This is a genomic window from Amycolatopsis melonis, assembly GCF_040064235.1.
GTDB lineage: Bacteria > Actinomycetota > Actinomycetes > Mycobacteriales > Pseudonocardiaceae > Amycolatopsis > Amycolatopsis melonis.
On sequence record NZ_JBDZYD010000017.1, the window covers coordinates 81811 to 95395 of the forward strand.

A 13585-nucleotide genomic window follows, 5' to 3' on the forward strand; every position below is an offset into this window, starting at 1 on the left:
ACCCTCCCCCGCCCGCGGCCGACTACTCGAGACAGTGCCCGTTCGAGCCGAGGAGAACGCCCATGGAACCCGCCCTGCGCCACGTCGCGACGTTCTGCGGCCAGTGCAACTGCGGTTGCCCGGAGCTGTACGTGGCCGAAGACGCCCCCGCCGAGCGGCGGATCGTCATCACCGACGACTTCGGCCAGAAGATCGAGATGAGCGCCGGGCAGCTGGCGGTCCTGGTCGCGGACATCAAGGCGGGGGTGCTGGACGAGGTCCTCGCCCCGGCCTGAGGTTCACCGGGGAACGGCAGGCCCTGGCCAGTAAGCCGGTGAACAGTCCACGGACGGACGACTTCCGGCGCGACGGCGGCTGTGGCAGGGTGCGCCCAGGGGAACCGTCAACGTGGCAGGGAGGGCGACGGCATGACCGGTGCAGGGGACGGCTACGGCCTGGATCCCGACGAGATCCCGAAACTGAAGAAACTCCTCGAAGGAGCCAGCGACGACCTCGGGATGAACGATTTCCGGCAGCGAGCGACCTTGGAAGGTTTCCTGACCGTCGAAGAGGTGGCCAACTACGGCAACGTCGAAGAGAACGTCGAGGAAAAGGTCCTGAAGCTGACCGAGTTCTGCAACGACAGGTATCCCGGAGTCGTCGACGCGATGGCCAAGTTCATCGCCCGCGCCCACGTGACGATCATCGGTACCGCCGAAGGCGTGGCCAAGGCCGGCGAGAAGTACCAGGCCACCGAGGAGGACGTGACGAAGTGGATGAAAGACCACGAGCCGAGATAAGGGGGAGCTGCAGACATGGCTCTGAAGGACCTCATCGACGACTCCGTCCTGGCCGACGCGCGCAAGATCGACAAGTTCGCGCAGGACCACGGGAAATCGCTGCCGTCTCTGGAGCACACCCTCCGCCTGGTCCGTGACGTCGACACCGACCGGCTGCGCACGGTCGGCAAGGACGTCTGGGGCATCGGCGGCGAAGACGGAGCCGACCTCGTGGGCACCTCCATCAACGCGTGCATCGGCGGGTTGTCCAAGGCCGCCGAACAGACCGCGGCCTGGACCGGTGATGCCAACAACGCCTACGTCCACCGCGTGAACCAGACCAAGAAGGCCCTGGTTGACATGGAACGCCCGGCCCAGGACGTCGGCCAGGCGCTGGTCAGAATCGCCGACGCCTGGGACCAGATCTTCGGCAGCAGCTTCGCCGACATCCTCGCCATCATCGGGCTGATCCTCTCGATCATCGGCGTGATCGCCGCCATCATCGTCGGCGTCACGGGAGTCGGCGCCGTGGTCGGGCTGATCATCGGGATCATCAGCATCATCGTCGGTGCCGTCTCGATCTGGTGGACCATCCACAGCAACGAACAAGCCAAGATCGAAGCGCTCGAGAGCGCCTCCCGCGAGGCCGGCGAGACGATGAATTCCGCCACCACGAGCAAACCGTGACCGACACCCGGGTGCGACACCGAGGAGAACGGCCGTGACCGAACCGGAGAACGACCCGGCTCAGACCGCCGAACAACTGAAGAGCAAGCTCGGCAAGATCAAGGAAAACCCGGAACTGGCGTTGTTCAGCGAGTTCAAGGGCACTTCCCGGGGCGGTGGTGTCACCGTGTCGGTCGACATGCTCGGCCGGTTCAAGCGCATTCACCTCGCACCCGGCGTGCTGTACGAGGGCGGCGAACAATGGCTCACCGACGAAATCGCCAGTGCTGCGAAATCCGCGCAGCAGGCCGCAACCGTGCTCGACTTCGATGTCGCCGAACTCGCCGCCGAGCTGAACAACGCCCCGGCACTCAAGGGCCGCGTCGAACACATCGCCGAAGAACGGAGCACCGAACGCGCCCGCCGGCGACCACAGGACGACGACGACTGGTTCGACGGATTCAACCCCCTCGGCTGACCCGATGAACGACGAACCCCTCGAAATCCACTCCGACAACTACACCGTCGGCGTGCCCAGCGCCCCCGCGCCCCGGCCGCGGGCCGGCCGTCGACGGCTCCTGCGCGTGGCGGCGGTCGTCTGGACGGTCGCGATGCTCGTCGCCGTCGTGACCGGTGCCGTGCTGAACTTCGTCGAGGCCGCGCGTGCCTGTGCCCGGGGCCTCGGCACTGCCGGGGCGGGGTGGGCCGAGGTCACCTTCCGGTCGTCGATCTCGGTGACCTGCCACGCCCGGGCCGCCACCTTCGACATCCCGATGAACGGCTCGGCCGCCGTCGTGCTCTTCGGCAGCCTCGGCCTGGCCGGGCTCGCCGTCGCCGGCCTGGTGTCCCGGCTCGCCGTCGACTGAGACCGGCAGCGTGTCGGCATGATGGCTGTCCCGCCCCCAGCCCGACAGGCACGACCCACCGCAGTGGATCACGCGGCGCCGGCCGGGAGGTGTTATGAAGGGGCGTGGGAGTTCGCCGGTTGCGGGTTGTGGGCGTGGTCGTTGCGGCCGTTGTGGTTCTCGGGGCGTTGAGCTGGTTCGTCGTCGTGCTGCTGCCGGGGTGGACCGCCGGCGGGGATGTCGCTCGGCTGCCGCCCGCGGAGCGGCTCACCGCCGTCGGGGCCGTCCGGACGCAGTGGATCACCTGGACCAGCGTGATCACCGGGCTCGGCGTCGGCGCCTACGGCGTCTACCGCTTCTACCTCGACAAGGACAAGCAGCGCCTCGACCAGGACAAGCACCTGACCGGGCTCTTCGACAGCGCCACCGGGCGGCTGGAGTCCGACGATCCCACCGTCCGCGCCGGCGGGCTGCGCACGCTCTTCCGGCTCATGACCGACTCCCCGCGCGATCACCAGCCGGTTGTCGACACCCTGTGCGACGTCCTGCGGCAGCGCGCGGCCGATTCCGCTGCCGGGCGGCTGCCGCGGGACGTCGTCGCGGCGGCCGACGCCTTGCGCGATCGGCCGGACCGGCCCGAAATCCGGCCGGTGGACCTCGCCGGCGTCCGGTTGCCGGGCGTGCGGTGGCCGGGCATCCGGCTGCCACACGCCGACCTCGGCTCGGTCTGCCTCGACGGCGCCGACCTGACCGGGGCGGTGCTGACCGGCGCCGACCTGGCCGACGCTGACCTCGGCAAGGCGAAACTGGCCGGCGTGACCGCCGCGGGTGCCACCCTGAAGAACGCCGTGCTGACCGGGGCCGACCTGTCCTCGGCGAACCTGCGTGACGCCGATCTGACGCGGGCCCGGCTGCAGGGCGCGACCGTGCCGGGCGCCGACTTCACCGGCGCCGACCTGACCGATGCCGACCTGCGCGGCGTGGACCTGCGGACCACGACCGGCCTCACCGGCGCTTCCCTGGAGCGGGCGGTCGTCGACGGCGACACCGTTCTTCCCGTCGCTGCCCGGTGAGCCGCCGCCCGGCCATCGCCGTCGCGATCCACGACGGCTACTACGGCTGCGGAACCGGCGCCGGCTACGCCAACCACGGCTTCCTCGAAACGCTCGTCGCCCTGCTGCCGTCGCACGTGCGGCTCGCGGTGCTGCCCGTCTTCCTGCACCCGGGCAGTCCCGAGCACCACGCGCGCTGGCACGCCAGGGCCCGTGCCCTGCTCGACCGGCCGCACACGACCGTCCATCCCGTGTCCAACGGGACGGCGGGCACCGACCGGTGGGGCACCCTGGCGAACTTCCGCCACCTGGTGCGCGACACCGCCCGCCGGCTGTCCGGCGAGGTCCTCCCCGGCGCGGGCCCGGCCCTCGTGGTCGCGTTCGACGCCCCGTTCCTCGGCCTGGCCGCGCTGCTGCCGCGCGAGCGCCGCCGCGACGTCGTGCTCGTCCCGCGGTCGAGCGCGCTGATCCACGCCCCGTGGGACACGCCGCGGGTCGGCTGGGAACGGGCCGGGCTGCACGCGGGACTGGCCGACGGCACGCGCATCGGCGCCATTTCCCCGTTCCTCGGCACGCATCTGCGCGAGGACTACGGCGTGCCCGCCGCGTCGGTGATCGAGCTGCGGGACGGCCTTTCCGCAGGCGACTGGGAAACGTTCTCCGGCCCGCCACCCCCGGGCGGGCCTGCCGGGGAATTCGTGCTGGCGATGGGCCGCGCCGAACCGTACAAGGGATTCGACGACCTCATCGACGCCTGGGTGCTCGCCCGGCAGGCCGGGCGCCCGCTCCCGCACCTGCTGCTGGCCGCGACCGCGGAGACCGCCGAACCGACGCCGTACCAGCGCGCGCTCGCGGCGCGGCTGCACGCTCTCGGTCTCGACGCGAGCATGCGGTACCGGTTCACCCCGGAGGTCGCCGGGCTGCTCCGGCATCCCCGGCTGCGGGCCGTGGTCGTCCCGTCGCGCGCCGAACCGTTCGGCCGCATCCCGATGGAAGCCTTCGCCGCCGGGGCGACGCCGGTGGTCACCACCACCGCGCAGGGCCTCGCCGGCCAGGTCGTCGACGGGGAAACCGGCTTCACCTGCCCGGCTGGCTCACCGCACGGGCTGGCGGCCGCGCTGGGCCGCGCCCTCGACCTGACTCCGGCACAACGCGCGGCGATGCGGCGGCGGGCACGGCAGCGCGCCCGCGACGACTACGACCACGTCGCCGCCGTCCGCGCCTTTCTGCGTCACACCGCCCCGTGGCTGCCCCTGCCGCAGCGCGACGATCGGCTACGGTGATCGAGAACCGCCCCACCAGCCGCAACGAGGAGTCCCGTGCCCGCCCCGCCCCCGGTCAAGGTCCCGATCGGCCTGCAGGCACCGCACTGGACGACCGTCGAACCGGAGAAGCACGTCCTCGTCGTGGCACACCACGTGACGTCCCTGCTGCGCCTGCTCGACGTGCTCACCGTGTTCGACGCCGACCCCCGGGTCCAGGTCGTGTTCACCTGGAACGGATCGGACCCGTTCCGGCACGGCCTCGACCGGCTGCTCGACGACCTCGGCGTCGTCCTCATCCCGTGGTCGCAGGCCATCGACACCCCATTCGACCTGGCGATCGCCGCAAACCACGGCGGCCTGACGGAAATCACCGCACCCCTGGTCATTCTTCCGCACGGCGTCGGATATACTAAGAATTCGCCAGGAAACCGGAAACCGGAAACCGGAAACCGGAAACCGGAAACCGGAAACCGGAAACCGGAAACCGGAAACCGGTCCGTGTTCGGGATTTCCCCGGAATGGCTGCTCTACAACGGCGAACCGATCGCGTCCGCTCAGGTCGTGGCCCACGAGCACGAGCGTGACCGCATTGCCGAGGCCACTCCGGCGGCGGCCCCGACCGTCGTGGTCGCGGGCGATCCCTCCTACGACCGCATGGTGCGCAGCCGCCACCTGCGGTCCCGCTACCGTGCCGCCCTCGGCGTGCGGCCGGGCCAGAAACTGATCACCCTGGCCACCACCTGGTGGCACCGCTCGCTGCTGGGTAGCTGGCCCTCGCTGTTCCGCGAACTCCTCGCCGTCCTCCCGCGCGACGAATACCGCGTGGCCGGGCTGATCCACCCGAACATCTGGCACGGCCACGGCCCGTGGCAGGTCCGCACCTGGCTCGCCGACTGCGTCCGCGCGGGCCTGCTGCTGGCCGGGCCGATGGAGGGCTGGCAGGCCGTCCTGCTCGCCTCCGACCTCGTCGTCGGCGACCACGGCGCGACCAGCTGCTACGGCGCCGCCCTCGACCTGCCCGTGCTGCTGGCGGCGTTTCCCGAAACCGACGTCGCGCCCGGTTCCGTCGGCGCGCTCCTGGGCGGCACGGCGCGAAGGCTCAACCGGCGCGAGAATCTGCGCACCCAGCTCGACCGCGCGTTCGCCGAACACCGTCCCGGCACGTTCGACGCACTCCGGGACCTGGTCACCTCCTGCCCCGGCGAGTCGGCGCAGCGGCTGCGCAGCCTCTTCTACGGGTACCTCCGGCTGGCCGAACCACCCGGCGCGGCCATCCTGCCGGTCGTCCCGTCCGACGCGGTCGCGGCGATCCAGCGCTCGGCCGTCCGCGCGGACCACGTCGTGTGCCGCCTGGACGGCACCACCGCGACGATCTCGCGTTACCCGGCCGACGTCGCCGCCGTTGACTCCGCACATCTGGACGCCGCGTTCCTCGTGGCCCACGAAGACCATCCGCGGCAGGCATTTCCCGCGGAGGCACCGGTCGTCCTGGCGTCCCCGCCCGCCGGGCCCGAAGCTCCCGCGGACGTCCTGGCCGGCGTGCTCCGGCGGCACCCGTCCGCGCGGCTCGCCGCGCTCGGGCACGGCACGGGCAGCCTGCTGCTGACACGCGACGGCCGCCTGGTCGCCGCGTCCCCCGCCGATCCCGGTGTCGCGGCCGCGCTGGTGTACGAGTCGCTTGTGGACGGTTCGTTCACCGTGCCCCGGCGGTTCGACGTCGTCCAGGGTGCCAAGCGGACGCAGGCCGAACTGTGGTCAGCCGAGGTCGAGCCGCGCCGCTAGGGCCTCGGCGCGCTGCAGGTCGTGCTCCCCGAACAGCCGACGGGCGTTTTCGAGGAGGCTGCGGCCCTCGTCCGGGCGGCCTGCCCGGGTCAGGACGTCACCCAGCAGCTCGCTCGTGTGCGCCTCCCACCAGCCGAGCCCGCGGGCCTGTTCGAGGGCGAGTGCCTCCCGCAGCACGTCGATCGCTTCGGCGCGATGGCCGTCCCCGGCAAGCGCCAGCGATTCGCCGAGGTTCGCCATCGCCTTGGCGTGGTTGTGCTGCTCGGTGCCGTCGGCGAGAAACGCGACCGCCCGCCGTCCGGCGGCGAGGGCGTCGTCGAACCGGCCTGCTTCGGCGAGCATCGGCCCGCTGTTCATGTCCAGCAGGGCGTTCTCGCGCGCCCGCAGCGCGTCCGGGAACCACGGATCCGCGATCAGCTCCCGGGCACCTGCCACGGCGGCCACCGCGGCTTCCGTGCGCCCGAGCCGCCGGTGGACCAGCGCGGTCCACACGGTCATCTTCGCCCGGTGCACCACGGAGATCTCGGCGTCGTCGATCCGCGCGGCCAGCGCCGCCGACGTCTCGAAGTGCCGTAGCGCGGGCTCGTGGTCGTGCACCATGTAGCACGCCGTCCCCAGCTCCGCGTGCATCCGCAGCAGCGGGCGCAGGTCGCCGGTCCGCCCGGACACGTCTTCGGCCGCGGGCAGGCCGAGCCCGTGCACCGCGATCGCGTCCGCGTAGAGGTCACGCTGGAAGTAGAAGGTCACCAGGGCTTCGCACAGCTGCCACGCCAGGTCGAAGAAGCGTTCGTCGACCGCCGCCCGGACCGCGCGCCGCAGGTTCGGCCGCTCGCGTTCGAGATCGGCCGCGGCCCGGTCCCAGGCGTCGCTTCCCTGGTAGGCGGGCGCGATCCGGCCGTCGAACCGCTCGCCCCACCGCACCCGCGTGCTGAGCACGAGTTCCCGCGCGACGGCGAAGTCGAGGTAGTACTCCACGAGCCGGCGCACGGCGTTGCGCAGGTCGGCGGGGTGCTCGTGCTTCTCGGCCAGCGCGGCGGCATGCTGGGCGACCAGGCTGTGCAGCTCGTAGCGGCCGGGGCCGGCGTCGGTGAGCAGGCTCGCCCGCACCAGCGCCTGCAGCGCGTCCTCCGCCTCGGCCACCGAGTGGTCCGGACCGAGCAGTGCCGCCGCGGCTTCGGTGCCGAACCGGTTGCCCGGATGCACGCTCAGCAGCCGGTAGAGCCGCTGTTCGGGTTCCTTCAGATCCTGGTAGGAAACCTCGTAGACGGCCTCGACGACCCGCTCGCCGTCGATCGTGAACTCGGCGAGCAGCGCCTTCGCCGCCCGCAGCCGCTCCGCGTACGCCGCGATGCGGCCGCCGTGCCGGGTCCGCAGGTGCGCCCGGGCCACCCGCAGCGCCAGCGGCAGCCGTCCGCACAGCTCGGCGACCGCTGTCAGGTCCTCCTCCGCACCGACCTCGGCCATCCCGTAGGTCAGCAGCTGCTTCGCGCTCTCGAGATCGAACAACCCGACGGGCACGGTGGTGAAACCGTATTCCTCGAATCCTTCCGACCGGCGGCGGCTGGTCGCGATGACGACACTGCCCGCCGAGGCCGGCAGCAGCTCGTTCAGCTGCGCGGCCGACTCGATGTCGTCGGCGAACAGCAGCACCGTCCGCCCCGCGGTCTGCGCGCGGTAGCTGGCCAGCATCGCGGCCCGCGTCGGCGGCAGCGACGTCACCCCGAGCTGCGGCAGGAAGATCGTCAAGGCATCCTCGACGGACAACGCCTGCGAGGACGCACCCATGCCGACGCAGAGCGCGACGTCGAACGGCCCGTCGAGCTGGTGGGCACACCACAGGGCCAGCGACGTCTTGCCAACGCCCGGCAACCCGGTGAAGACGAAGACACCCTGCTCACCGGCCGCACGGGCGGCCGCGACTTCGAGAACGAAGGAGTCCCGTTCCGGCCCCCGGTCGACGAACATCCGCGGCGGCGGCATCAGCCCGCTGCCCGACGACCCGCTCACTGCTCCACCCCCACGCCGTAGCCGACAGTCACCGTCGGCCACCCTACTCACCTCCGCCCGCCCCCGCTCCGGTTCGGCACCGCGACGCGATCCGGCCGGCTGGTTTCGCCCAAGACGGCGCGCAGGACCGCCGCCGGCTTCCCACCGCGGCCACGCTCATGATCGTCTCCAGGCCGGCGGCCACCCCGGCCTGGAAGAACTGCTCCCGGAACGCGTCGCCGTCGGCGGCCCCCTCGTCCCCGCAACGCCCCCTGCCCGCGGCCGCCTGCACCAGCTGCGGATCCGCTGCCCCCGATCCGTGACGCTACGCAGGTTTCCCGGCGCCCGGGACCGCCAGCCGGGTAGCGGCACACGCTTTCCGTGCCACCGGAAATGAAAATTTCAGTACAGCCACGACCGACGTGTTAGCGTTCACACCTGCGCGAAGGGCACGAAATTCACGCTCCCGACTGCGCAATTCCCCTGACCGGGCCGTCGAAGGAGTTTCCGCGATGGACCTGCCCCTCGACCGCCGAGGTTTTCTGACCGTTGCCGCGCTGGCCGCCGGGGCCGCCGCCCTGCCGCGCGGTTCGCTGGCCGGCGCGGCTCCGCGGGTTGCCCTTCCCGAACGGGGTATCCATGACACCTCCCCGGCCACGTCCTGGACGGACGGCTTCCTGACCGGCAACGGCGAATACGGCGCCATCCTGTACGGCGCGCCCACACTTGAGAAGGTGATCTTCAACCACCACCGTTTCGTCCTGCCCAACGGCTCGCGGTCGGTGACCCCGCCGGTGCTTTCGGGCCGCCTGCAAGGCGTCCGGGACAAGGCGCTCGCCGGGGACTACGCCGGGGCGAACCGGGACTTCACCGCCGGCTGGTCGCTGCGCTGGACGCAGACCTACCACCCGGCGTACGAACTCCGGGTCGCGACGCCGGACATGACCACGACCGACGGCTACCGGCGCACGACCGACTTCCGCACCGGCGAGGTCACCGCCGGCTGGACTGACGGCGCCGGCACGTGGACCCGGCGGGCGTTCGTCTCGCGCGCCGACCGCGTGATCGTCCACGAACTGACCCCCGCATCCGGTCGGACGATCAGCGCGACTCTCAGCGTCAACACCGCGCTGGACGGCGTGCCCGGCAGCGTCGGCTTCACGACCCGGGCCAGCGTCGCCGCCGGGGCCGGCTACCTGAACCTGCGTGGCACCTATCCCGCCGGGCAGGGCGCGTTCGGCTACGAAGGCGTCACGCGGGTCGTCGCGGCCGGCGGCACCGTCTCCGCCGCCGGGGCCACGATCGTCGTTTCGGGTGCTACCCGGCTGCTGCTGCTCACCAAGCTCGACCGGTACGAGACGCCGAACGCGTGGGACGCCCAGCCGCTGCACGCGGCGCTGGCCGCGATCGACACCGACTACACCACGCTGCTTTCCCGGCACACCGCGATCCACACCGCCTGGTACGACCGCTCCCGGCTGGACCTCGACGTGACGGCCGCCGACCGGGAACTGCCGGTCGGCTCGCTGATCACCCGGCAGAACGGCAACCAGGGCGCCCTCGACCTCGCGCTGCTGGAACGGCTCTACGATTCGGGGCGCTACCTGTTCATCAGCTCCAGCGGAGTCCTGCCGCCACGGCTGACCGGGATCTGGACCGGCACGTGGACCGGCGCCTGGGCCGACGACTTCACCACCGACGCCAACGTCAACCTCCAGGTCGCCGGCGGCACCATCCTGGACACCCCCGAAGCCATGCAGGGTTACTTCACCCTCATCCTCGGCCAGCTCGCGCAGTGGCGCACCAACGCGCGGAACCTTTACGGTGCAAGGGGTTTCCTCGCCCCCTCGCGGACCGACGGCGAGTACGGGCACATGCTCCACTTCGACGCAGGCTTCCCCGGCCACGCCTGGACGGGCGGCGCCGACTGGCTGCTGTACCCGCTCCTCGAGTACTGGGAGGTCACCGGCGACCAGGCGTTCCTGCGGGACAAGCTGGGGCCGGCGCTCATGGAGCTGGCGCTGTTCTACGAGGACTTCCTCACCCGGACCGACGGAAGCGGCAAGGTCGTGTTCGTCCCGTCGTTCTCGATGGAGAACGCGCCCGGCAACACCGGCGTGCTGCTGTCGGTCAACGCCACCGGCGACATCATGGCGGGCAGGCACGCGCTGCAGGCCGCCATCACCGCGGCGAACGCGCTCGGCGTCGAACAGGGCAGCGGCCAGGGCGTCCAGCGCTGGACGGCGTTGCTCGGGAAGCTGCCCGCCTACCGGATCAACGGCGACAACGCCCTCGCGGAATGGTCCTGGCCGAGCCTGACCGACCGCTACAACCACCGGCACGTCCAGCACCTGTACGGCGCCTGGCCGTTGCACGAGATCAACCCCGAGACCCGGCCCGACCTGGTCGCGGCCGCGCTGCGGGCACTGGAACTACGCGGTGACGAGAACCTCTCCGCCCACGGCAGCCTGCACCGGGCACTGGCCGCCGCCCGGCTGAAGGACGGCGCGAAGGTGTACGCCAACCTCCGCAAGATTCTCGGCAGCACCATGGTCTTCCGGTCGCTGATGACGTCGCACAACCCGAACCTGCAGACCTACAACGCCGACGCCGCCCACACGATCCCCGCGGTGCTGGCCGAGGCGCTGCTCTACTCCCGGCCGGGCGTGCTGGAAATCCTCCCGGCGCTGCCCGGGCAGCTGGCGAAGGGCTCGATCACCGGCGTGCGGGCGCGCGGCCGGATCCAGGTCCACCGGCTCGGCTGGGACCTGGCGGCCCGCACCGCCACGCTGTCGATGACGTCGGCGATCGACCAGGACGTCACGCTGATCAGCCGCCGCGGCCTGACGTCGGTGACCACGTCCGCGCCGGTTGCCACCTCGCCGCTCGGGTCGTCCGCGAGAGTCGTGTCGCTGACGGCGGGACAGCGCGTCGAGGTCACCGTCACGCTGCAGAACGGGTACGTGCGGCTGGTCAACCGGCGCAGCGGCAAGGTACTCGACGTCACCGGCAGCGGCACGGCCGACGGCGTCAAGGTCGTCCAGTGGACGTGGTCCGGCAGCGCGAACCAGCAGTGGCAGCTGCTGTCCAATCCGGACGGTTCCGCCCGCCTGGTCAACCGCAACAGCGGCAAGCTGCTCCAATGCCCGGCAGGCACCGGCCAGGGCACCCAGCTGGACCAGGCACAGGACATCGGCGCCGACCACCAGTGGTGGCGGCTCACCGGCACCGGCGACGGCTACTACCGGCTCGTCAACGTCCGCACCGGCCTCTGCGCGGACGTCGAAGGCGGCTCGGGCACCGACGGCGCCCGGGTGATCGCCTGGCCCGCCGGCACCGGCACCAACCAGCAGTGGCAGCTCGTCGACGTCTGACCGGACAAGGAGTGCCTCATGCACGGACGCCGTTTCCGACGGCCGGGCATCATCGCCGCGGTGGCGGCGATCCTGCTCGGCGGTGCCGCCGCGGTCACCACCGACACGGCCGGGGCGGCCACCGTCGACCCCGATGCCTGGTACGTGCTGCTGAACCGCAACAGCGGCAAGGCCCTCGACGTGACGGGTGCGGCCACGGCCGACGGCGCCAAGCTCGTCCAGTGGTCCCGCACCGACGCCACCAACCAGCAGTTCCAGTTCACCGACGCCGGCGGCGGCTACTACAAGGTCCGTGCCCGCCATTCCGGCAAGGTCCTCGACGTCTACGGCAGGTCGGTCGCCGACGGCGCCGCCGTGGTGCAGTGGCCCGACAACAACGGCACCAACCAGCAGTTCGCGCTCGCCGACGCGGGCAACGGCACCCTCCGGCTGGTCAACCGCAACAGCGGCAAGTCCGTGGCGGTGCAGGGTGCCGCCACGGCCGACGGCGCCGCCGTCGAGCAGCGCAGCGAATCGGCCGGCACCGAACAGCAGTGGCAGCTCGTGCGGGTCGACGGCGGCAGCACTCCGCCGCCGCCCGGGTCCGGTCCCCGGCAGAAGGTCGGCTTCGACCGGGGCTGGCGGTTCGTCCGGTCGGACGTGCCGGGCGCCCAGAATCCCGGCTTCGACGACTCGAAGTGGGTTCCGGTGGCCCTGCCCCACGACTTCGACGCGCCCTACGACGTGGGTGGCAGCAAGGGCGGGGAGTCCTTCCACGTGGGGGTGGGCTGGTACCGCAAGCACTTCACGGTGCCCGCGTCCTGGAACGGCAAGCACGTCGAGTTCGAGTCCGAAGGGGCGTTCTCGGTCGCCGACGTGTGGGTCAACGGCATCAAGGCCGGGACGCACCGCGGCGGCTACACCGGGTTCGCCTTCGACATCACCGGCTCGGTCCGGCCCGGCGACAACGAGATCTCGGTGCGGGTGGACAACGGCTGGCGGCCGGACCTCGCGCCCCGGACCGGCGACCACCAGTTCAGCGGCGGCCTGTACCGCGACGTCTTCCTGACCGTCACGAACGACGTCCACGTCGCCTGGTACGGCACCTTCGTCACGACTCCCGCGCTCACCAATCCGGCCTGGGACACCAGCAACGCGGCCTACTACCGCAACATCGACCTGGCGCAGTACCCCGGTGAGGCCGAGCTGCGCGCGAACCTCGCGGCCCGCCGCTCGAACGTGCGAGTGCAGACGGAGGTACGCAACGACGGCTCCTCGGCGGTCGACGTCTCCGCCCGCCAGGAGGTACGCAGGCAGGGCTCGGACACCGTGCTGGCGACGTTCGGCTCGCCCGTGCGGACGCTCGGCGCGGCGGCCACGACGACCCTCGACGCGGTGAGTGGTTCCCTGTCCAACACCGCCGGCATGCTGCAGAACCTCGATCTCTGGGCACCGAACAACCCGGCGCTGTACACGGTGACCACCTCGCTGGTGGTCGGCGGCACCGTCGTCGACACCTACGACAGCACGTTCGGTTTCCGGAGCGCGCAGTGGAAGGTCGACGGCTTCTACCTCAACGGGGCCAGGACGCTGCTGGTCGGCGCGGACGTGCACCAGGACCACGGCGGCTGGAGCAACGCCGTCACCGACTCGGGCATCGAACGCGACGTGCGCTACGTCCGCGAGGCCGGGATGAACTTCGTGCGGGGATCGCACTATCCGCACGACCCGTCGTTCGCGGACGCCACGGACCCGGCTGGGCGTCATGTTCTGGTCCGAGAACACGTTCTGGGCCACCGCGACCGCGGGGCTGGAGCCCGCCCCGGCAGGCCGGGCCGACGACTACCGCGCGGACGGCTATCCGCAGAAGGCGGCCGA

The 13585-nt window shown here is 71.6% G+C and carries 10 protein-coding genes and 1 pseudogene; 10 read left to right on the forward strand and 1 reads right to left on the reverse strand.

All coding sequences use genetic code 11. The features are described from left to right. Positions 1–62: 62 nt before the first annotated feature. The 8 genes from ABJI51_RS37920 to ABJI51_RS37955 all read left to right on the forward strand — a co-directional run bounded on the left by ABJI51_RS37920 (position 63) and on the right by ABJI51_RS37955 (position 6368). Positions 63–275, forward strand: a complete 213-nt coding sequence (locus ABJI51_RS37920) for a hypothetical protein (protein ID WP_348955978.1) — start codon at positions 63–65, stop codon at positions 273–275. Positions 276–407: 132 nt separating this feature from the next. Further along, positions 408–779, forward strand: coding sequence for a hypothetical protein (locus ABJI51_RS37925; protein ID WP_348955979.1), 372 nt, complete (start codon positions 408–410; stop codon positions 777–779). 15 nt (positions 780–794) lie between these two features. After that, positions 795–1445 (forward strand): hypothetical protein, encoded by a 651-nt coding sequence (locus ABJI51_RS37930; protein ID WP_348955980.1) that lies wholly within the window; start codon positions 795–797, stop codon positions 1443–1445. Between the two features lie 34 nt (positions 1446–1479). Continuing rightward, on the forward strand, positions 1480–1902 hold the full coding sequence (locus ABJI51_RS37935) for a YbaB/EbfC family nucleoid-associated protein (protein ID WP_348955981.1): 423 nt from the start codon (positions 1480–1482) through the stop codon (positions 1900–1902). 4 nt (positions 1903–1906) lie between these two features. Further along, positions 1907–2290 (forward strand): hypothetical protein, encoded by a 384-nt coding sequence (locus ABJI51_RS37940; protein ID WP_348955982.1) that lies wholly within the window; start codon positions 1907–1909, stop codon positions 2288–2290. A gap of 134 nt (positions 2291–2424) precedes the next feature. Next, a complete protein-coding gene (locus tag ABJI51_RS37945; protein ID WP_348955983.1) occupies positions 2425–3342 on the forward strand; it encodes a pentapeptide repeat-containing protein in 918 nt (305 codons plus the stop codon). Further along, on the forward strand, positions 3339–4604 hold the full coding sequence (locus tag ABJI51_RS37950; RefSeq protein ID WP_348955984.1) for a glycosyltransferase family 4 protein: 1266 nt from the start codon (positions 3339–3341) through the stop codon (positions 4602–4604). The genes ABJI51_RS37945 and ABJI51_RS37950 overlap by 4 nt, the downstream gene beginning before the upstream one ends. A gap of 36 nt (positions 4605–4640) precedes the next feature. Then, on the forward strand, positions 4641–6368 hold the full coding sequence (locus ABJI51_RS37955; RefSeq protein ID WP_348955985.1) for a hypothetical protein: 1728 nt from the start codon (positions 4641–4643) through the stop codon (positions 6366–6368). Here ABJI51_RS37955 and ABJI51_RS37960 read toward each other — a convergent pair. Next, entirely contained in the window at positions 6342–8375 is a 2034-nt protein-coding gene (locus ABJI51_RS37960; RefSeq protein WP_348955986.1) for a hypothetical protein, read from the reverse strand. The genes ABJI51_RS37955 and ABJI51_RS37960 overlap by 27 nt on opposite strands. A 491-nt stretch (positions 8376–8866) precedes the next feature. On the opposite strand from ABJI51_RS37960, the gene ABJI51_RS37965 reads away from it, so the two are divergent. After that, positions 8867–11728: a glycosyl hydrolase family 95 catalytic domain-containing protein gene (locus ABJI51_RS37965; protein ID WP_348955987.1), complete on the forward strand. Its 2862-nt coding sequence runs from the start codon at positions 8867–8869 to the stop codon at positions 11726–11728. 18 nt (positions 11729–11746) lie between these two features. Next, positions 11747–13480: pseudogene (locus ABJI51_RS37970) on the forward strand (RICIN domain-containing protein); the annotation flags it as partial. Positions 13481–13585 lie beyond the last annotated feature (105 nt).

Bases quoted from the DNA above. Each gene is read 5' to 3' on its own strand.
- ABJI51_RS37920 (WP_348955978.1), top strand. From the start codon at position 63: ATGGAACCCGCCCTGCGCCACGTCGCGACGTTCTGCGGCCAGTGCAAC.
- ABJI51_RS37925 (WP_348955979.1), top strand. From the start codon at position 408: ATGACCGGTGCAGGGGACGGCTACGGCCTGGATCCCGACGAGATCCCG.
- ABJI51_RS37940 (WP_348955982.1), top strand. From the start codon at position 1,907: ATGAACGACGAACCCCTCGAAATCCACTCCGACAACTACACCGTCGGC.
- ABJI51_RS37965 (WP_348955987.1), top strand. From the start codon at position 8,867: ATGGACCTGCCCCTCGACCGCCGAGGTTTTCTGACCGTTGCCGCGCTG.
- ABJI51_RS37930 (WP_348955980.1), top strand. From the start codon at position 795: ATGGCTCTGAAGGACCTCATCGACGACTCCGTCCTGGCCGACGCGCGC.